Origin of the sequence: Pseudomonas sp. RIT-To-2, assembly GCF_029623465.1 — a bacterium.
GTDB lineage: Bacteria > Pseudomonadota > Gammaproteobacteria > Pseudomonadales > Pseudomonadaceae > Aquipseudomonas > Aquipseudomonas silvicola.
Map to the genome: position 1 here is coordinate 177,198 of NZ_JAPYKM010000008.1, position 19,988 is coordinate 197,185.

A 19,988-nucleotide genomic window follows, 5' to 3' on the forward strand; every position below is an offset into this window, starting at 1 on the left:
TTTGCCTGCTCGGTAAACTGCGGCAAGCTATCCATCTATCGTTTCAACTGGCCCAAAACAGAAGGATTTCCTGTGTCGACTCCGCCCGCCGTCTCTCCGCTGGTTGCCCAGATGGGCGAAAGTCCGGCACCGCTCTATGCCCGCGTCAAACAGATGATCGCCCTGCAGATTCAGAACGGCACCTGGCCGCCGCACCACCGCGTGCCGTCGGAAAGCGAACTGGTCAGCCAACTGGGTTTCAGCCGCATGACCATCAACCGCGCCCTGCGCGAGTTGACCGCCGAAGGCCTGCTGGTGCGCATGCAGGGGGTGGGCACTTTCGTTGCCGAGCCCAAGAGCCAGTCGGCGCTGTTCGAAGTGCACAACATCGCCGATGAAATCGCCTCACGCGGCCATCGCCACCGCTGCCAGGTCATCATGCTGGCTGAGGAAGCCGCTGGTTCCGAGCGCGCCCTGGCCCTGGACATGCGTGAAGGGCAGAAGGTATTCCACTCGCTGATCGTGCACTTCGAGAACGACATCGCTGTGCAGATCGAGGACCGCTACGTCAACGCCGTGGTGGCACCGGACTACCTCAAACAGGATTTTACCCAGGAAACCCCCTACGCTTACCTGTCCAGGGTTGCGCCGCTGACCGAAGGCGAGCACGTGGTTGAAGCAATCCTGGCTGACCCATCGGAATGCAAGTTGCTGCAAATAGAGCCTGGCGAACCCTGCCTGCTGATCCGCCGCCGTACCTGGTCGGGTCGCACCCCGGTGACCGCCGCGCGCCTGATCCACCCCGGCTCCCGGCACCGCCTGGAAGGACGATTCAGCAAATGAGTACATTCAAACTCCTGCGCGCCACGGGCTACCCGCGCATGCCGTGGAAGAATGGTGGCGGCAGTACCGAGGAAATCGCCCGCCATGGCGGCGACGGCCTGGATGGGTTCGGTTGGCGCCTGTCGATAGCCGATATTGGCCAGTCGGGCGGGTTCTCCAGCTTTGCCGGGTACCAGCGCGTCATCACCGTGCTGCAGGGCAAGGGCATGGTATTGAATGTCGATGGCACTGATAGCCGCGAACTGCAGCCCTTCGATCCTTATTCGTTCAGCGGTGACAGCGTCGTTTCCTGCACGCTGGCAGGCGGCGAGATCCGCGACTTCAACCTCATCTACGCCCCCAGCCGGTACCGCGCGCGGCTACAGTGGCTGGAAGGTGAGGCGCGCCTGTTCACCGCGGCTCGGACACTGTTGATCTTCAGCGTCGCCGACGCCCTGACCGTCAAGGCGGGCAGCACCCCCCACATCCTGGGCTTGTACGACTGCCTGCAAATCGAGACAGACGCCCTCACCGAACTCAGCGTCGATGGCCACTGCTGCCTGATAGAACTGTCGCCGGCCTGACCCACTGCGGCGTGGCCTTCCCGAGCTTCGCCCGGTCCTACAGGGTATGCCCCACCATCACGGCGCACCTCTGTGGGACCGGGCGCCAGCTCGGGAAGCAGACGCCGCGGTGCCGCAGGTAGATCGCGGTGCGGACTTCCCGCGCTCCGCCCGATCCCACAGGGGATGTGCGGCATTGCGGGGCTAGGGTCACTTGTAACAGCTGGCTGCGCGGCCGCGTTGATAAAGCGCACCAAGTTGTTACCGATCGCCCCAAGGCGGCGCAAAAAGCTCTGTCGAGTCGAACGCAAACTCCATCCATCAGCCGCCCGCGCTAAAATTCTTTTCCCTTACACCCCGCTCGTTCCCTGCCTTCTACCCTCAACCAGTACTCGCCCAACCCCCCTATCACAAAAGTTGGCAACTCAATTGCATATGCTTGTATGTACAAGTAAAGACGTGCACAGAACAGTGCAGTTACCGCAGAGGAGTCCTATTCGTGACCGACAAAGCTCAAACCAAATACCGTGATGTCGAAATCCGCGCCGCCCGCGGTAACAAGCTGACCGCCAAGAGCTGGCTGACCGAAGCGCCGCTGCGCATGCTGATGAACAACCTCGACCCGCAGGTGGCCGAGAACCCCAAGGAGTTGGTGGTGTACGGTGGTATTGGCCGCGCCGCGCGCAATTGGGAGTGCTATGACAAGATCGTCGAGAGCCTCACGAACCTCAATGACGATGAAACCCTGCTGGTGCAGTCGGGCAAGCCGGTAGGCGTGTTCAAGACCCACAGCAACGCCCCTCGCGTGTTGATCGCCAACTCCAACCTGGTGCCGCACTGGGCAAACTGGGAGCACTTCAACGAACTGGACGCCAAGGGCCTGGCGATGTACGGCCAGATGACCGCTGGTAGCTGGATCTATATCGGTAGCCAGGGCATCGTCCAGGGCACTTACGAAACGTTCGTAGAGGCCGGCCGCCAGCACTACAACGGTAGCCTGAAGGGCAAGTGGGTACTGACCGCCGGCCTGGGCGGGATGGGCGGTGCGCAACCGTTGGCCGCGACCCTGGCCGGGGCGTGCTCGCTGAACATCGAGTGCCAGCAAAGCCGCATCGATTTCCGCCTGGCCAGCCGCTATGTCGACGAGCAAGCCACTGACCTGGACGACGCCCTGGCCCGCATCGCCCGGTATACCGCCGAGGGCAAGGCGATTTCCATCGCGCTGCTGGGCAACGCTGCCGAAATCCTGCCGGAGCTGGTCAGGCGTGGCGTGCGCCCCGACATGGTCACCGACCAGACCAGCGCCCACGACCCGCTCAACGGCTACCTGCCCGCTGGCTGGAGCTGGGAGCAGTACCGCGACCGCGCCCAGACCGAGCCGGCCGCGGTGGTCAAGGCCGCCAAGCAGTCCATGGCCGTGCACGTACAGGCCATGCTCGATTTCCAGAAGCAGGGCATTCCGACGTTCGACTACGGCAACAACATCCGCCAGATGGCCAAGGAGGAGGGCGTGGCCAACGCTTTCGATTTCCCTGGCTTCGTGCCTGCCTATATCCGCCCGCTGTTCTGCCGCGGCATCGGTCCGTTCCGCTGGGCGGCGCTGTCAGGTGACGCCGAGGACATCTACAAGACCGACGCCAAGGTCAAGGAGCTGATCCCGGATGACGATCACCTGCACAACTGGCTGGACATGGCCCGTGAACGCATCAGTTTCCAGGGCCTGCCAGCACGTATCTGCTGGGTAGGCCTGGGCCAGCGCGCCAAGCTGGGCCTGGCGTTCAACGAAATGGTGCGCCGCGGCGAGCTGTCGGCCCCGGTGGTGATTGGCCGTGACCACCTGGACTCCGGCTCGGTAGCCAGCCCCAACCGTGAAACCGAAGCCATGCAGGATGGTAGCGATGCTGTGTCCGACTGGCCGCTGCTCAACGCCCTGCTGAACACCGCTAGCGGCGCCACCTGGGTGTCGCTGCACCACGGCGGTGGCGTGGGCATGGGCTTCAGCCAGCATTCGGGCATGGTCATCGTCTGCGACGGTACCGATGAAGCCGCCGAGCGCATCGCCCGTGTGCTGCACAACGACCCGGCCACCGGTGTCATGCGCCACGCCGACGCCGGCTACCCAATCGCCATCGACTGCGCCAAAGAACAAGGCCTGAACCTGCCGATGATCAACGGCTGATCTAAGGTCCATCAGGCTGCCCAGAGCGGCAGCCTGACGTTGGCTTCCAAATTGCTTGTGGTTGTATGTACAAGCATAGGTGAGCGACGGTCAGCGAGCTTGTAACACTTTCTCTCATTCGACTTTGCAGGAAGGTTAACGATGGCGCAGAAATTCGGGTTGTTGGGTTCATTGGCATTGAGCGCTGTACTGCTGGCCGGCATGCCGCTGGCCCAGGCCAAGGACTGGACCTCGGTCAACATTGCTACCGAAGGCTCTTATGAGCCGTGGAACGTCACCCTGCCGGGCGGCAAGATCAGCGGGTTCGAGCCCGAGCTGATGGAGATTCTGTGCCAGCGCATGCAGCTCAAGTGCAATATTTCGGTGCAGAACTGGGACGGCATGATCGCCAGCCTCAACGCCGGCAAGTTCGATGTGCTGATGGACGCGGTTGTCATCACTGAAGACCGCAAGAAGGTCATGGCCTTCTCCATTCCTTACGCGCGTACCCCTGCCAGCTTCGTGGCCCTGGATGCCAAGTTGCTGCCTGGCGAACCAGGCCCGGCCCACGAGATCACCCTGGGCACCGACGAGAAACAGATCGGCGATGCCATTGAAGGCCTGCGCAAGGCACTGAAGGGTAAGACCATCGGTATCGCCTCGGGCACCATCTATACCCCCTTTATCGACGACCACTTCAAGGACGTCGCCACCATTCGCGAATACAACGCTTCGGCAGACACCATCCTCGACCTGCAGGCCGGGCGCATCGATGTGGCGTTCGACGACGTGACCTTCCTCGACTCGCTCAAGGCCAAGGACGAAAACAAGAACCTGGCCTACACCGGCCCGCAGATCGGCGGCCCTATCTGGGGCGAAGGCGAGGCCCTGGGGTTCCGTCAGGCTGACGCAGACCTGAAGGCCAGGTTCGACGCCGCGCTCAAGGACGCGCTGGCGGACGGTACGGTGAAAAAGCTCAGTGAGAAGTGGTTCAAGCTCGACCTTACGCCCAAGTCATAAGCGTGGCGGGGCCGGCGCCCGCGGGCGCCGGATGTTCAACGATTGAAGTGGCAGGAAAAACCTCATGAATCTCTTGCAGATGCTCAGCTTCGGTGACACCGGTTGGGGCATGGCGCTGCTCAAGGCAGCGGCCATGACCCTGCTGCTGACCTTGGCGGCGTTGCTGATCGGCGCCCTGGTGGGCAGCCTGGTGGCCACGGCGAAGCTCTCGCGCCGGCGTGGCGTGCGATACCTGGGCGATGCCTACTCGATCCTGTTCAGAGGGATTCCTGAACTGCTGGTGATCTACCTGTTTTATTTCGGCGGCGCCAGCGTGGTGTCGGCGATCAACCACTGGTTCGGTGGCCAGGGCTATGTAGACGTGCCGCCGTTCCTGGTGGGGGCCATCGCCGTGGGGCTGATTTCCGCCTCCTACCAGGCCGAGGTCTACCGCGGCGCCTTCATCGCCGTGGCCAAGGGCGAACTGGAAGCGGCGCTGGCCATCGGCATGAGCCGTGGCATGCGCATTCGCCGGGTGCTGATTCCGCAGATCTGGCGCTATGCGCTGCCGGGCCTGGGCAACGTCTGGCAGATGAGCCTGAAAGACTCGGCGCTGATCTCGGTGATCGGCCTGGTGGAACTGATGCGCGCCAGCCAGGTGGCAGCCGGGTCCACCCGCCAGTACTTCACGTTCTACATCGTCGGCGGGGTGTGCTACCTGATTCTCACCGGCCTTTCGGGCCGCCTGTTCAACCTTGCCGAGTCGCGGGTGCAGCGTACCCAGCGCCGCAACCCGACGCAGTCCTGAGAAGGGGAAACCAGATGATCGATTTTGCCTTTCTCGCCGACACCATGCTCAAGTTGCTGGGCGCCTTGCCCACTACGTTGACGCTGTTCTTCTCCTCGCTGTTGCTGGGCTTGCTGCTGTCCCTGGGCGTGGTGGCCATGCGTGTCAGCCGCTGGTGGTTCCTGAGCATGCCAGCGCGCTTCTACATCATGCTGTTTCGCGGCACGCCGCTGCTGATCCAGATGTTCCTGATCTATTACGGCCTGGGTCAGTTCCCGGCCATTCGCGACAGTTTCCTGTGGGTGGTGCTGAAGTCACCCTACGGCTGCGCCGTGGTCTCGCTGGCGATGTGCACCGCCGGCTATACCGCCGAAATCATCCGCGGCGGCCTGCAGAGCGTGCCCCACGGCCAGATCGAGGCCGGCCAGGCGGTGGGCATGAACCCTTGGACACTGCTGTGGCGTGTCATTGCCCCGGTCACCTTGCGCCAGGCGCTGCCGGCCTATTCCACCGAGGCCATCCTGCTGGTCAAGTCTACCGCCCTGGCCAGCCTGGTCACCGTGTGGGACGTGACCGGTGTGGCCCAGCAGATCATCCAGCGCACCTACCGCACCATGGAGGTGTTCATCTGCGCGGCGCTGATCTACCTGGTGCTGAATTTCCTGGTGGTGCGCGCCGTGGCCTGGATCGAACACCGCCTGTCCCCGCACCTGCGCGAGCGGCCCCAGGGCGTGCCGACCAAACCGGTGCCTGAAGCCACCCCCCATTCCTGATTGCAGCGGAGCTTGCCATGAGTACTCAATTCCAGACCGCCCTGTCGGTCGCCAATATTCACAAGGCCTTCGGTGCGACTCAGGTGCTCAAGGGCATTTCCCTGGATGCCCACAAGGGCGACGTGATCTCCATTCTCGGCGCCAGCGGTTCGGGCAAAAGCACCTTTCTGCGCTGCATCAACCTGCTGGAAACCCCGGACGAGGGCAGCATCGTCCTGGACGGCGAAGCCATCGAGATGAAGCGCCACCGTGACGGCCGCCTGCTGCCCGGCAATTGTCGCCAGGTTGAAGCCATGCGCAGCAAATTGGGCATGGTGTTCCAGAGCTTCAACCTGTGGTCGCACATGACCGTGCTGCAAAACGTGATCGAAGGCCCCATGCGCGTGCTCAAGCGTTCGCGCGCCGAATGCGTGGAGGAGGCCGAGGCGCTGCTGCACAAGGTCGGCCTGTACGAGCGCCGTGACTACTACCCGGCGCACCTGTCCGGCGGCCAGCAGCAGCGCGTGGCCATTGCCCGCGCGCTGGCCATGAACCCTCAGGTGATGCTGTTCGACGAGCCCACTTCGGCCCTGGACCCGGAGCTGGTGGGTGAAGTGCTGCGGGTGATGCGCTCGCTGGCCGAGGAGGGCCGCACCATGCTGGTGGTCACCCATGAAATGGGGTTCGCCCGCCATGTTTCCAACCGCGTGGTGTTCATGCAGGGCGGCCAGATCGACTGCCAGGGCAGCCCCGCCGACTTGTTCGAAGGCTTGCCGACCGAGCGTTTCCGCCAGTTCGTGTCCAGCCATCAGCAGCGTAACGCCGAGTAAACGCCACCTAACCCGAGGATCGTTGTATGGCTGGTTCAGTTGACCGTGCTGCAAGCACGCCATTGATCGAAAAACGCTCGATCGACTACATTCCAGAGTCCGAGCGCCACGGGAGGTTATTCAGCCAGTTCACCCTGTGGCTGGGCGCCAACCTGCAAATCACCGCCATCGTTACTGGCGCCTTGGCCGTGGTGCTGGGCGGCGATGTGTTCTGGTCGCTGGTGGGGTTGTTCATCGGCCAGTTGCTGGGCGGTGGGGTCATGGCCCTGCACGCGGCACAAGGCCCGCGCCTGGGGCTGCCGCAGATGATTTCCAGCCGGGTGCAGTTCGGCGTGTATGGCGCGGTGATCCCCCTGGTGCTGGTGTGCCTGATGTACATCGGCTTCTCCGCCAGCGGCTCGTTGCTGGCCGGCCAGGCCATCGCCCAGTTGCTGCAGGTGGATGACTGGAAAGGCATCGTCATCTTCGCCGCGCTGATCGTGGTGCTGACTGTCTTCGGCTACCGGGTCATCCACATGATCGGCCGCATTGCCAGCGTCCTGGGTGTGGTGGCCTTCATCTACCTGTTCTACCGGCTGCTGGCGGGCAACGACATCGGTGCGTTGCTGGGCAACAAGCATTTCTCCCTCAGCAGCTTTCTGTTGGCGGTATCCCTGTCGGCGTCCTGGCAGATAGCCTTCGGGCCTTATGTGGCGGACTATTCGCGTTACCTGCCGAGCAAGACTTCGGTACCGGGCACGTTCTGGGCCGTGGGCCTGGGCGCGGTGATCGGCGCCCAGGCGTCCATGGTGTTTGGCGTGTTCGCCGCCGCCCTGGCCGGCTCGCAGTTCGCCCACCATGAAGTGTCGTTCATCGTTGGCCTGGGCGGCACTGGCGTGGTCGCGGCCCTGCTTTATTTCAGCGTGGCCTTCGGCAAGGTGACCATCACCACCCTCAATGCCTATGGCAGCTTCATGTCCATCGCCACCATCGTCAGCGGTTTCCGCGGCAACCGGCACATCTCCAGCGCGCTGCGCCTGGCCTACATTTTCGCCATGGTCGGCCTGGCCACTTTGCTGGCGTTGCTGGGCAAGGACTCGTTCCTCAAGGATTTCTCGGCGTTCATCCTGTTCCTGCTGGCGTTCTTCACACCGTGGAGCGCCATCAACCTGGTGGACTTCTACTGCATCACCAAGGAGCGCTATGACATTCCCGCGCTCAGTGACCCGAATGGCCGCTACGGGCGCTGGAACGTTCCGGGCATCAGCATCTATGTGCTGGGTGTACTGATCCAGATGCCGTTCATTTCCACCCACTTCTACACCGGCCCGCTGGTGGCCAGCCTGGGTGATACCGATATTTCGTGGATCATCGGCCTGGTGGTACCGGCGGTGCTCTACTACGTGGTCGCCAAGCGTTGCACGCGGTCCATTCCGGATCAGTTGATTTTGCCTGCAGAGGCCAACAGTGCGCCGGGCGAGTTCGGGAAGGCTATACCTCAGGGGACCTTCTGACGTGTGAGAGCCGCTCATGTTCCCCGATGACCTTACCTTCTCCATTGCCGACTGGGTCAACCGAGGCGTCGACGCCCTGGTGACCCGCTATGGCGACCTGTTCCGCCAGGTGTCCGAATCCTTGCTGTGGGTGATCGTGCGCCTGGAAAACGGCTTGCGGCTGGTGCCCTGGTGGTTGCTGCTGATCATCGTCGGCGGCATCGCCCTGCATGCCACGCGCCGGGTGCTCAGCGCCCTGTTGATCGTGGGGCTGCTGTTTCTGGTGGGGGCGGTGGGGCTGTGGGACAAGCTGCTGCAGACCTTGGCCCTGATGCTGGTGGCCACGCTCATCGCCGTGCTGATCGGCATTCCCCTGGGCATTCTGGCGGCGCGCAGCAACCGCCTTCGGGCGGTACTGATGCCCTTGCTGGACATCATGCAGACGCTGCCCAGCTTCGTGTACCTGATTCCGGTGCTGATGCTGTTCGGCCTGGGCAAGGTGCCGGCCATCTTCGCCACGGTGATCTACGCCGCGCCGCCGCTGATACGCCTGACCGACCTGGGCATCCGCCAGGTAGACCGCGAGGTGATGGAAGCGGTGAACGCGTTCGGCGCCAGCCGCTGGCAGCAGTTGTTCGGCGTGCAGCTGCCGTTGGCGTTGCCGAGCATCATGGCCGGGGTCAACCAGACCACCATGATGGCCCTGTCGATGGTGGTGATCGCCTCGATGATCGGCGCCCGGGGGCTGGGTGAGGATGTGCTGGTCGGCATCCAGACCCTCAACATCGGGTTGGGGCTGGAGGCGGGGCTGGCTATCGTGATTCTGGCCGTGGTGATCGACCGCATCACCCAGGCCTACGGCCGGCCACGCCATGAGGTGCGGCCATGATCGAGGTGCGCAACGTGTCCAAGGTGTTCGGCGCCAAGCCCGAACGCGCCCTGGCCATGCGCCGCGACGGCGCCAGCAAGGATGAGGTGCTGGCCGCCACCGGTTGCGTGATCGGCGTCGATGACCTGTCGTTGACGGTTTCACAGGGCGAGATATTCGTGGTCATGGGCTTGTCCGGTTCCGGCAAGTCGACCCTGGTACGCCACTTGAACCGGCTCATCGACCCCACCAGCGGCCAGGTGCTGGTGGCCGGTGAAGATATTCTGGGCTACGGCCGCCGGGCCCTGCGCGAGTTTCGTCGGCACAGCGTCAGCATGGTGTTCCAGAGTTTCGGCCTGCTGCCGCACCGCACGGTGCTGGAGAACGTCGCCTACGGCCTCACGGTGCGAGGTGAAAGCCGCCAGCAGTGCGCTGAACGCGCCGCCCATTGGGTCAAGGTCGTAGGCCTGCAAGGCTACGAGAAGTCCTGGCCCCACCAGCTCTCTGGCGGCATGCGCCAGCGTGTCGGGCTGGCCAGGGCCCTGGCTGCCGATACACCGGTCATTCTGATGGACGAAGCCTTCAGCGCCCTCGACCCGCTGATCCGCGCCGATATGCAAGACCAGTTGCTGGCCCTGCAACAGAACCTGCGCAAGACCATCGTGTTCATTACCCACGACCTGGACGAAGCCATTCGCCTGGGCAACCGCATTGCCATCCTGCGCGACGGCCGCCTGATTCAGGTGGGCACGCCCGGGGACATTCTTCACCACCCGGCCGACGACTACGTGGACCGTTTCGTCCAGCGTCGGGTGGCCACTTACTAAGGAGCGCTGTAGATGTTGTTGGCCGAAAACGTCGTCATCGCCGACGCCAGAATGCGTTGGCAGGATGTGGTCGCCGTGGCGCGCTTTGGCGCCAAGCTGGAACTGTCCGCCCAGGCCTGGGCGCGCATCGACAATGCCCAGGCCATCGTGCAGTGCATCGTCGAGAGCGGTGAGCGGGCCTATGGCGTGAACACCGGCCTGGGAGCCTTGTGCAACGTGTCGCTGCAAGGCGAGCAACTTAGCCAGTTGTCGCGCAATACCCTGCTCAGCCACGCCTGCGGGGTGGGCAAGCCGCTGAGCGACGAGCAGACGCGCGCGATCATCTGCGCCGCCATCATCAACTTCTGCCAGGGCAAGTCGGGGCTGCACCGCCAAGTGGTGGAAGGCCTGCTGGCGCTGCTCAACCGTGGTATTACCCCACAGGTACCGTCCCAGGGCTCGGTGGGCTACCTGACCCATATGGCGCACATCGGCGTCGGCCTGCTGGGCATCGGCCCAGTCAGTTACCGGGGCGAAATCGTCGAGGCTTCCCGGGCCTTCGCCGCCGAAGGCCTGCAACCGGTGCAACTGGGGGCCAAGGACGGTTTGTGCCTGGTCAATGGCACGCCGTGCATGACCGGCCTCAGTTGCCTGGCGCTGGACGATGCCTGGCGGCTGACCGGCTGGGCGGATGTCATCGGCGCCATGAGCTTCGAGGCCCTGCGCGGGCAGATCGACGCCTTCGACCCGGCCATCATCAGCCTCAAGCCGCACCCCGGCATGCAGGTGGTGGCGCATAACCTGCGCACCTTGCTGGCCGAGAGTGAAGTGATCGCCAGCAGCCGCGGCATTCGTACCCAGGACGCCCTGAGCATCCGCTCCATTCCCCAGGTGCACGGCGCTTCCCGCGACCAATTGGCCCATGCGGCGCGGCAGATCGAGATCGAACTCAATTCGGCCACCGACAACCCGTTGTTGCTGGGCACCCCGGCGGATTTTCGGGTGATGTCCCAGGCCAACCCCCACGGCCAGTCGGTGGCGATGGCCGCCGATGTGCTGGCCATTACCGTGGCCGAGATCGGTGCCATCGCCGAACGGCGCCTGGACCGCATGATCAACCCGCTGGTCAGCGGCCTGCCGGCCTTCCTGGTCAGCCAGCCGGGGGTCAATTCCGGCATGATGATCGTTCAGTACGTGGCGGCTTCGCTATGCGCAGAGAACCGCCAACTGGCGCAACCGGCGGTGGTGGATAACTACGTGACCTCGGGCCTGCAGGAGGACCACCTGAGTATGGGCACCAACGCCTCGCTCAAACTGCACCGGGCACTGGAGAACTGCACGCAGATCCTCGCCATCGAATATTTGCTGGCGGCCCAGGCCTTCGAGTTTCTCAAGGAGCAGCGCTTTGGCGTCGGTACCGATACCGCCTGGCGGCTGCTGCGTGAACACATCCCACCCTACGACCAGGACCGCTGGCTGGCGCCCGACATCGCCGCCAGCGCCGCCCTGCTCAAGGACGCGACCCTGCTGGGCCGCACCTTCCCCGAATTGTTCCTGGAGTCTCTGTAATGAAAACCCTGTGGCAGCACTGCCATGTGGCAACCATGGCCCATGGCAAATACTCGATCATCGAAGACGCGGCGATTCTTACCGCCGGCGACACCATTCACTGGATCGGCCCCCGCAGCGAGGCGCTGGTGGGGGAGGGCGTGGCCATCATCGACCTGGGCGGTGCCTGGGTGACCCCGGGCCTGATCGACTGCCACACCCACACCGTGTTCGGCGGCAACCGCAGCGGTGAGTTCGAACAGCGCCTGCAAGGGGTCAGCTACGCCGAGATTGCCGCGGCGGGTGGCGGCATCGCCAGTACCGTGCGTGCCACCCGTGCCGCCACTGAGGATGAGCTGTTCAACAGTGCCCGCAAGCGTCTGGCCAGCCTGTTGCGCGACGGCGTCACCACCGTGGAAATCAAAAGCGGCTATGGCCTGGACCTGGCCAGCGAGCGCAAGATGCTGCGGGTGATCCGTCGCCTGGGTGAGGCCCTGCCGGTGAGCGTGCGCGCCACTTGCCTGGCGGCCCATGCACTGCCACCGGAGTACAAGGACCGCGCCGACGACTATATCGCGCACATTTGCGACGAGATGCTGCCAGCGCTGGCGGGCGAAGGCCTGGTGGACGCGGTGGATGCCTTCTGCGAGTACCTGGCGTTCTCGCCTGCGCAGGTCGAGCGCGTTTTCCTCAAGGCCCGCGAACTGGGCCTGCCGGTGAAGCTGCATGCCGAGCAGTTGTCGGCACTGGCCGGTTCCAGCCTGGCCGCCCGTTACCAGGCGCTGTCGGCCGACCATCTGGAGTTCATGACCGAAGATGACGCCCGGGCCATGGCGGCGGCGGGTACTGTCGCGGTGCTGTTGCCTGGCGCTTTCTATTTTCTGCGTGAGACGCGGTTGCCGCCCATGGATGCGCTGCGCCAGCACGGCGTGGCGATTGCCATTGCCAGCGACCTCAACCCGGGCACGTCGCCGGCATTGTCCGTACGCCTGATGCTGAACATGGCCTGCACTCTGTTTCGCATGACCCCGGAAGAAGCCCTGGCCGGCGCCACCGTGCATGCCGCCAAGGCGCTTGGCCTTGGCCACAGCCATGGGTCGCTGGAAGTGGGCAAGGTTGCCGACTTCGTCGCCTGGGACATCGAACGCCCCGCTGACCTGGCCTACTGGCTGGGTGGCGAGCTGAACAAGCGCGTCGTGCGTCACGGCGTGGAAGTCACTGCTGGAGAACTGACCCGTGGCTAACGTCCTGACTTTCAAGCGCGGCCGCGTGCCGCTGTTGATCAGCATGCCCCATGCCGGCCTGCGTCTGACCCCGGCCGTGGAGAACGGCCTGATCGATGAGGCACGCAGCCTGCCCGACACCGATTGGCACATCCCGCGGCTCTACGATTTTGCCGATGAAATGGGGGCCAGCATCGTGGCTGCCGAGTACTCGCGGTTCGTCATCGACCTCAATCGGCCGTCTGACAACAAGCCGTTGTATGCCGGCGCTACCACTGGCCTGTACCCGGAAACCCTGTTTGACGGCGTGCCGCTGTTCCGCGAAGGGCAGGAACCGTCCGCCGCCGAGCGTGACCGCTACCTGGCCGAGATCTGGGGGCCTTACCACCGCACCATCGAACAGGAACTGGCGCGCCTGCGCGATGAATTCGGCTACGTGCTGCTCTGGGACGCGCACTCCATCCGTTCTCACGTACCGCACCTGTTCGACGGCCGCCTGCCGGATTTCAACCTGGGCACCTTCAATGGTGCCAGTTGCGACGCTGAGCTGGCTCGGCGCCTGGAAAGCGTGTGCGCGGGGTTTGGCGATTACACCCATGTGCTCAACGGGCGGTTCAAGGGTGGGCACATCACCCGTCATTTTGGCGACCCTGCCCATGACATCCATGCAGTGCAGTTGGAGCTGGCCCAGAGCACCTACATGGAAGAGTTCGAGCCGTTCAACTACCGGCCTGATCTCGCCGAACCAACCCGCGAAGTGCTCAAGGCATTGCTCACCGAACTCATCGCCTGGGCCAGCACCCGCTACGCATGACACTGCAGGACCGGGCGACCAGGTTTGCTAACCCCACCGCGCCGCGCCGTTCCCGAGCTTGCGCCCGGTTCTGCAGGGGGTGAAGAGCATGGGCCGGGCAGGGCTGAAATGCCCCCTGATACCAAGGGGGCATGATCTGTAAGCGATTCGGGTTTATGATGCCTCACGGCACTTATGACAGAAGTCCCAGCAGGGATGACCCAATACCCTTACGGAGCGTGCAATGCAGACTTTGTACCCGCAGATCAAACCCTACGCCCGGCACGATCTGGCCGTGCAAGAGCCGCATGTGCTGTATGTCGACGAGAGCGGTTCGCCCGAGGGCCTGCCGGTGCTGTTCATCCACGGCGGCCCCGGTTCAGGCTGCGATGCCCAGAGCCGCTGCTATTTCGACCCCAACCTGTACCGCATCGTTACCTTCGACCAGCGCGGCTGTGGCCGGTCTACCCCCCACGCAAGCGTGGAAAACAACACCACCTGGGACCTGGTGGCCGACATCGAGCGCATCCGCGAGCACCTGGGCATCGACAAATGGGTGCTGTTCGGCGGGTCGTGGGGCTCGACCCTGGCCCTGGCCTACGCCCAGACCCACCCCGAGCGCGTGCACGGGCTGATCTTGCGCGGCATCTTCCTGGCCCGCCCCCAGGAAGTGGAATGGTTCTACCAGGCCGGCGCCAGCCGCCTGTTCCCCGATTACTGGCAGGACTACATCGCGCCCATCCCGACCGATGAGCGCGATAACCTGCTTGCCGCCTTCCACAAGCGCCTGACCGGCAATGACCAGATCGCCCAGATGCACGCCGCCAAGGCGTGGTCCACCTGGGAAGGCCGTACTGCCACCCTGCGCCCCAACCCGCTGGTGGTCGATCGCTTCTCCGAGCCGCAACGGGCCTTGTCCATTGCCCGCATCGAATGCCACTACTTCATGAACAAGGCCTTCCTGGAACCCAACCAACTGATCCGCGACGTGCACAAGATCGCCCACCTGCCGGCGGTGATCGTGCATGGCCGTTACGACGTGATCTGCCCGCTGGACAACGCCTGGGAACTGCATCAGGCGTGGCCAAACAGTGAGCTGCAGGTGATCCGCGATGCGGGCCACGCCGCTTCGGAGCCCGGTATCACCGACGCCCTGGTGCGCGCGTGCGACCAGATGGCCCGGCGCTTGCTTGACCTGCCCCTGGAGGAAGCGTGAGGGGGCTGCTGCAACGGGTGAGCAGTGCGCGGGTCGAGGTCGAAGGCGAGGTTGTCGGCGCCATCGACCAGGGCCTGATGGTGCTGGTGGCGGTGGAGCCGGACGATACCTGCGCAAGCGCCGACAAACTTCTGCACAAGCTGCTTAACTATCGAGTGTTTTCCGATGCGCAGGGCAAGATGAACCTGTCGCTCAAGGACGTCGGTGGTGGGTTGCTGCTGGTTTCGCAATTCACCCTGGCCGCCGATACGCGCAGCGGCATGCGCCCCGGTTTTTCCACCGCTGCGCCACCGGCGCTGGGCATCGAGCTTTACGAGTACCTGCTGGCGCAGGCACGTGGGCAGCATGAGGGTGTGGCCTGTGGGCGGTTCGGTGCCGATATGCAGGTGCATCTGGTCAATGATGGCCCTGTGACATTCCTGTTACAGACATAAGCCTCGCCAATCGTTCATTTGCAGTAAAATCGGCCGGTTTGTAGCATAAAAAGTTTACCTGACCTGATGCGTTGTCACGCGGGCTGCTGGATAATCTCGCGTCATGACATCAGCGTTCGTTGATCCATTTTGTTCCAACATGAGCCTTGGCCTTCACCGTTTGGGGAATCATTACGCCCTTTCGGAGTCGGAACATTGCTCGCCAACCCGGCAGACATGGCTGGCCGTTGGTTCTTTGATTTGTTTTTCGGCGAGGGTTGCTCGTGATTGTTAGTCCCTGTAAAGCTCCAAGAACCCCAGGCAAGCGCCTGCGTAGCGCCGTGCTGGCGGGGTCTGCACTGTTATGCCTGCTGAGCGCGGGCCAGATCTGGGCCTTTGGCCTGGACGACGTGGCCGCCAAGGCAAAGGATCTTGCCGGGCAGAAATTCGAGGCACCCAAAAGCAATCTGCCTGCCGAATTTCGTGACATGAAGTTCGCTGATTACCAGAAAATTCGCTTTCTGAACGAAAAAGCCGAGTGGGCGGCCGACAAGACCCCCTTCAAGCTGTCGTTCTACCACCAGGGCATGCACTTCGACGTGCCGGTCAAGATCAACGAGATCGCCAACGACAAGGTCGAGGAAATCAAGTATGACCCGGCCCGTTTCGATTTCGGCGACCTGAAGGTCGACCCCAAGTCCACCGAGAAGCTGGGCTATGCGGGTTTCCGCGTGATGTACCCGCTGAACAAGGCCGACAAGCAGGATGAGGTGATGACCCTGCTGGGCGCCAGCTACTTCCGCGTCGTCGGCAAGGGCCATACCTACGGCCTGTCGGCTCGCGGCCTGGCGATCGACACCGCACTGCCGTCCGGCGAAGAGTTCCCGCGCTTCACCGAGTTCTGGATCGAGAAGCCCGGCGCGACCGACAAGCAGCTGGTTATCTATGCCCTGCTGGACTCGCCGCGCTCCACCGGTGCCTACAAGCTGACCCTGCGCCCGGGCGACGACACCGTGGTGGACGTCAAGTCCAAGGTGTTCCTGCGTGACCACGTCAGCCGCCTGGGCATCGCCCCGCTGACCAGCATGTTCCTGTTCGGCTCCAACCAGCCATCCAAGGTGCTGAACTACCGTCACGAGTTGCATGACTCCACTGGCCTGTCGATCCATGCCGGCAACGACGAGTGGATCTGGCGCCCGTTGAACAACCCCAAACACCTGGCCGTGAGCAGCTTCACCGTCGAAAACCCCAAAGGTTTCGGCCTGCTGCAGCGTGGTCGCGAGTTCAATCGCTACGAAGACCTGGATGACCGCTACGACAAGCGTCCAAGCGCCTGGGTAGAGCCCAAGGGCGACTGGGGCAAGGGCACCGTCGACCTGGTCGAGATCCCTACTGCCGATGAAACCAACGACAACATCGTTGCGTTCTGGAACCCGGAAAAACTGCCGGAGCCCGGCCAGGCGCTGGACCACGACTACCGTCTGGTCTGGACTTCCAACGAAGACCAGCTGCACTCGCCCGAAACCGCCTGGGTCAAGCAGACCCTGCGCTCCACCGGCGACGTCAAGCAGTCCAACCTGATCCGCCAGCCGGACGGCAGCGTGGCTTTCCTGATCGACTTCACCGGCCCGGTACTCGCTGCCCTGCCTGAAGACGCCCAGGTGCGCAGCCAGGTGAGCGTTGGCGACAACGCGGACCTCGTCGAGAACAACCTGCGCTACAACCCCGAGACCAAAGGCTGGCGCCTGACGCTGCGCCTGAAGGTCAAGGACCCGAAACAGTCGGTGGAAATGCGCGCCGCACTGGTCAAGGACGCACCACTGCCGCCAGCCAAGCCGGCTGAGCCTGTGAAGGAAGAGAAGCCTGTCGCCAAGCACGCCAAGGCCAACGCCAAGCATGCCAAGGCAGACAAGGCCGCCGAGCAGCCGGCCACCGCGGCTGCGCCCACCCCCGAGGAGCCGGCCAAGCCCGATCAGGTGCTGACCGAAACCTGGAGCTACCAGTTGCCTTCCGATGAGTAATTCACACACTCGGCCAGAATCGCTCAGCGAATACCTGGCCCACCTGCCCCTGAGCGAGGAGCAGCGCGCGCAACTTGCCCGCTGCAACTCGTTCAGCGAGCTGCATGAATACCTCTCCGCGCAGCCGACGGATGAGTCGCGCGAGGCAGCCCAGGCCTCGGTCGGCCGCCGGCTGACACTCAACAGCGCCGCCGAAATGGAAGAGGCCGAGATGTTGTCGGTCGACCAGGACGGCCGCGTGCGGTTGAAGGCGACCCCGCCCATCAACCGCACACGGGTGGTGCCGGAGCCATGGCGCACCAACGTGCTGGTGCGCATGTGGCGCCGCGTCACGGGCCAGAAGAGCGCCCCGGAACCAGTCAGCGACAAGCGTGAACTGCCCAAGGCGCGCTGGCGCTGGGTGGGTTCGATGCGCCGCTACATCTTGCTGGCGCTCATGCTCGGCCAGACCATCGTCGCCGGTTACTACATGAAAGGCATCCTGCCCTACCAGGGCTGGTCGTTCGTGGACCTGGACGAAGTCATCCACCAGCCGGTGGCGCAAACCGCGCAGCAGGTACTGCCGTATGCGTTGCAGACCAGCATTCTGATTCTCTTCGGTATCCTGTTCTGCTGGGTGTCGGCTGGTTTCTGGACCGCCCTGATGGGCTTCCTGGAACTGCTGACCGGGCGCGACAAGTACCGCATTTCCGGCGCCAGCGCCGGCAACGAGCCGATCGAGCCGGGCGCTCGCACCGCGCTGGTGATGCCTATCTGCAACGAAGACGTGCCCCGGGTATTCGCCGGCCTGCGCGCTACCTTCGAGTCGGTGGCCGCCACCGGTGACCTGGACCGTTTCGACTTCTTCGTGCTATCGGACACCAACGACACCGACATCGCCGTGGCCGAGCAACAGGCCTGGCTGGACGTGTGCCGTGAAGCCAAGGGCTTCGGCAAGATCTTCTACCGCCGTCGCCGCCGCCGCGTGAAACGCAAAAGCGGCAACCTCGACGACTTCTGCCGTCGCTGGGGCAGCGACTACCGCTACATGGTGGTGCTGGACGCCGACAGCGTCATGAGTGGCGAATGCCTGACCAGCCTCGTGCGCCTGATGGAGGCCACCCCCGACGCCGGTATCATCCAGACCGCGCCTAAAGCCTCGGGCATGGACACCCTGTATGCGCGCATGCAGCAGTTCGCTACCCGCGTGTACGGCCCGCTGTTCACCGCTGGCCTGCACTTCTGGCAACTGGGTGAGTCCCACTACTGGGGCCACAACGCCATTATCCGCATGAAGCCTTTCATCGAGCACTGCGCCTTGGCGCCGTTGCCGGGCAAAGGGGCGTTCGCCGGTGCCATCCTGTCTCACGACTTCGTCGAAGCAGCGCTGATGCGCCGTGCCGGCTGGGGTGTGTGGATCGCCTATGACCTGCCGGGCAGCTATGAAGAACTGCCGCCCAACCTGCTGGATGAACTCAAGCGTGACCGTCGCTGGTGCCACGGCAACCTGATGAACTTCCGCCTGTTCCTGGTCAAGGGCATGCACCCGGTGCACCGCGCGGTGTTCCTGACGGGGGTCATGTCTTACCTGTCAGCGCCGTTGTGGTTCTTCTTCCTGGTGCTGTCTACCGCGCTGCTGGCGGTGAATACCCTGCTGGAGCCAGCGTACTTCCTGGAACCACGGCAGTTGTACCCGCTGTGGCCGCAGTGGCATCCGGAAAAAGCCGTCGCGCTGTTCTCCACCACCATCGTGCTGCTGTTCCTGCCCAAGTTGCTGAGCATCATCCTGATCTGGGCCAAGGGTGCGAAAGAGTACGGCGGCCGCATCAAGGTCACCATTTCGATGCTGCTGGAGATGCTGTTCTCCATGTTGCTGGCGCCGGTGCGCATGCTGTTCCACACCCGTTTCGTGCTGGCCGCGTTCCTGGGTTGGGCCGCGACCTGGAACTCGCCGCAGCGTGACGATGACTCCACCCCGTGGAGCGAAGCGGTGCGCCGCCATGGCCCGCAGACCCTGCTGGGCTTCCTGTGGGCACTGCTGGTGTGCTGGCTGAACCCAAGCTTCCTGTGGTGGCTGACCCCTATCGTCGGTTCGCTGATGCTGTCGATCCCGGTATCGGTGATCTCCAGCCGCACCAACCTGGGCCTGAGCGCCCGCGACGAGAAGTTGTTCCTGATTCCCGAGGAGTACGACACGCCTCAGGAGCTGATCTCCACCGATCAGTACACCCACGAGAACCGCTGGCACGCGCTCAAGGACGGTTTCGTCCGCGCCGTGGTCGACCCGCAGCAGAACGCCCTGGCCTGCGCCCTGGCCACGGCACGGCACCATTCGGTGCCAGCGGTTGAGGCCATGCGTGAAGAACGTGTGCGCAAGGCACTGACAGCCGGCCCGCAGAAGCTGGACGGCAACACTCGTCTGCATCTGCTCAGCGACCCGGTTGCCTTGGCTCGCCTGCATGCACTGGTTTGGGGCGAGAACAACGAAGCCTGGCTGGGCGCCTGGCGCCAGTCGCTGGAAGCGGACCCGCATTCGCCGCTGTTGCCACTGCACCCGCAGTCTTCCACCCCGCCAGCCCTGGCAAACGCTTGATTCCGGGCCCCCGAGCATTGTGCTCGGGGGCTTTGGAAACCTCCTGAAACATTGCCAACGGTCACTTTCTGTCGATCTTTGCGCATTAAATCCCGCATCAGCACTTGTACTACCGGACGAGTACGTTAGGATCGCACCCCGAAATGGTGCGTCCGCGACGCGTGGC

General features: G+C 63.7%; 17 protein-coding genes. All 17 read left to right on the forward strand.

What is annotated here, in order from left to right; all coding sequences use genetic code 11:
* The first annotated feature begins 111 nt into the window (after positions 1-111).
* The 17 genes from hutC to mdoH all read left to right on the forward strand — a co-directional run bounded on the left by hutC (position 112) and on the right by mdoH (position 19,822).
* Positions 112-822: a histidine utilization repressor gene (gene hutC, locus QBK88_RS10040; protein WP_268151232.1), complete on the forward strand. Its 711-nt coding sequence runs from the start codon at positions 112-114 to the stop codon at positions 820-822.
* Positions 819-1,385, forward strand: a complete 567-nt coding sequence (locus QBK88_RS10045) for a HutD family protein (RefSeq protein WP_277961928.1) — start codon at positions 819-821, stop codon at positions 1,383-1,385. Before hutC ends, QBK88_RS10045 begins: the two co-directional genes overlap by 4 nt.
* Before the next feature lie 478 nt (positions 1,386-1,863).
* Positions 1,864-3,543: a urocanate hydratase gene (gene hutU, locus QBK88_RS10050; protein WP_277961929.1), complete on the forward strand. Its 1,680-nt coding sequence runs from the start codon at positions 1,864-1,866 to the stop codon at positions 3,541-3,543.
* 141 nt (positions 3,544-3,684) lie between these two features.
* On the forward strand, positions 3,685-4,542 hold the full coding sequence (locus tag QBK88_RS10055) for a transporter substrate-binding domain-containing protein (RefSeq protein ID WP_277961930.1): 858 nt from the start codon (positions 3,685-3,687) through the stop codon (positions 4,540-4,542).
* Positions 4,543-4,606: 64 nt separating this feature from the next.
* Entirely contained in the window at positions 4,607-5,329 is a 723-nt protein-coding gene (locus QBK88_RS10060; protein ID WP_158156334.1) for an ABC transporter permease subunit, read from the forward strand.
* A 14-nt stretch (positions 5,330-5,343) separates the two neighbouring features.
* On the forward strand, positions 5,344-6,081 hold the full coding sequence (locus tag QBK88_RS10065) for an ABC transporter permease subunit (protein WP_277961931.1): 738 nt from the start codon (positions 5,344-5,346) through the stop codon (positions 6,079-6,081).
* Between the two features lie 17 nt (positions 6,082-6,098).
* A complete protein-coding gene (locus QBK88_RS10070) occupies positions 6,099-6,890 on the forward strand; it encodes an ATP-binding cassette domain-containing protein (RefSeq protein WP_277961932.1) in 792 nt (263 codons plus the stop codon).
* A 26-nt stretch (positions 6,891-6,916) separates the two neighbouring features.
* Positions 6,917-8,383 carry a cytosine permease gene (locus tag QBK88_RS10075; protein ID WP_277961933.1) on the forward strand — a complete coding sequence of 489 codons (1,467 nt, stop codon included), beginning with the start codon at positions 6,917-6,919 and terminating at the stop codon, positions 8,381-8,383.
* Positions 8,384-8,399: 16 nt separating this feature from the next.
* The gene (locus QBK88_RS10080; RefSeq protein ID WP_268146072.1) at positions 8,400-9,251 is read left to right on the forward strand and encodes an ABC transporter permease; all 852 of its coding nucleotides are present in this window, start codon (positions 8,400-8,402) and stop codon (positions 9,249-9,251) included.
* Positions 9,248-10,057, forward strand: a complete 810-nt coding sequence (locus QBK88_RS10085; protein ID WP_277961934.1) for a quaternary amine ABC transporter ATP-binding protein — start codon at positions 9,248-9,250, stop codon at positions 10,055-10,057. The genes QBK88_RS10080 and QBK88_RS10085 overlap by 4 nt, the downstream gene beginning before the upstream one ends.
* Positions 10,058-10,069: 12 nt before the next feature.
* Positions 10,070-11,605: an HAL/PAL/TAL family ammonia-lyase gene (locus QBK88_RS10090; RefSeq protein ID WP_277961935.1), complete on the forward strand. Its 1,536-nt coding sequence runs from the start codon at positions 10,070-10,072 to the stop codon at positions 11,603-11,605.
* Positions 11,605-12,828 (forward strand): imidazolonepropionase, encoded by a 1,224-nt coding sequence (gene hutI / locus QBK88_RS10095; RefSeq protein ID WP_277961936.1) that lies wholly within the window; start codon positions 11,605-11,607, stop codon positions 12,826-12,828. Before QBK88_RS10090 ends, hutI begins: the two co-directional genes overlap by 1 nt.
* Positions 12,821-13,621 (forward strand): N-formylglutamate deformylase, encoded by an 801-nt coding sequence (gene hutG / locus QBK88_RS10100; RefSeq protein ID WP_277961937.1) that lies wholly within the window; start codon positions 12,821-12,823, stop codon positions 13,619-13,621. Before hutI ends, hutG begins: the two co-directional genes overlap by 8 nt.
* Positions 13,622-13,844: 223 nt before the next feature.
* Complete coding sequence (pip, locus tag QBK88_RS10105; RefSeq protein ID WP_268146063.1) at positions 13,845-14,816, forward strand: prolyl aminopeptidase; 972 nt, start codon at positions 13,845-13,847, stop codon at positions 14,814-14,816.
* Positions 14,813-15,250, forward strand: coding sequence for a D-aminoacyl-tRNA deacylase (gene dtd, locus QBK88_RS10110; protein WP_277961938.1), 438 nt, complete (start codon positions 14,813-14,815; stop codon positions 15,248-15,250). Before pip ends, dtd begins: the two co-directional genes overlap by 4 nt.
* Before the next feature lie 263 nt (positions 15,251-15,513).
* Positions 15,514-17,250 (forward strand): glucan biosynthesis protein G, encoded by a 1,737-nt coding sequence (locus QBK88_RS10115; protein ID WP_277961939.1) that lies wholly within the window; start codon positions 15,514-15,516, stop codon positions 17,248-17,250.
* A complete protein-coding gene (mdoH, locus tag QBK88_RS10120) occupies positions 17,243-19,822 on the forward strand; it encodes a glucans biosynthesis glucosyltransferase MdoH (RefSeq protein ID WP_277961940.1) in 2,580 nt (859 codons plus the stop codon). The genes QBK88_RS10115 and mdoH overlap by 8 nt, the downstream gene beginning before the upstream one ends.
* Positions 19,823-19,988 lie beyond the last annotated feature (166 nt).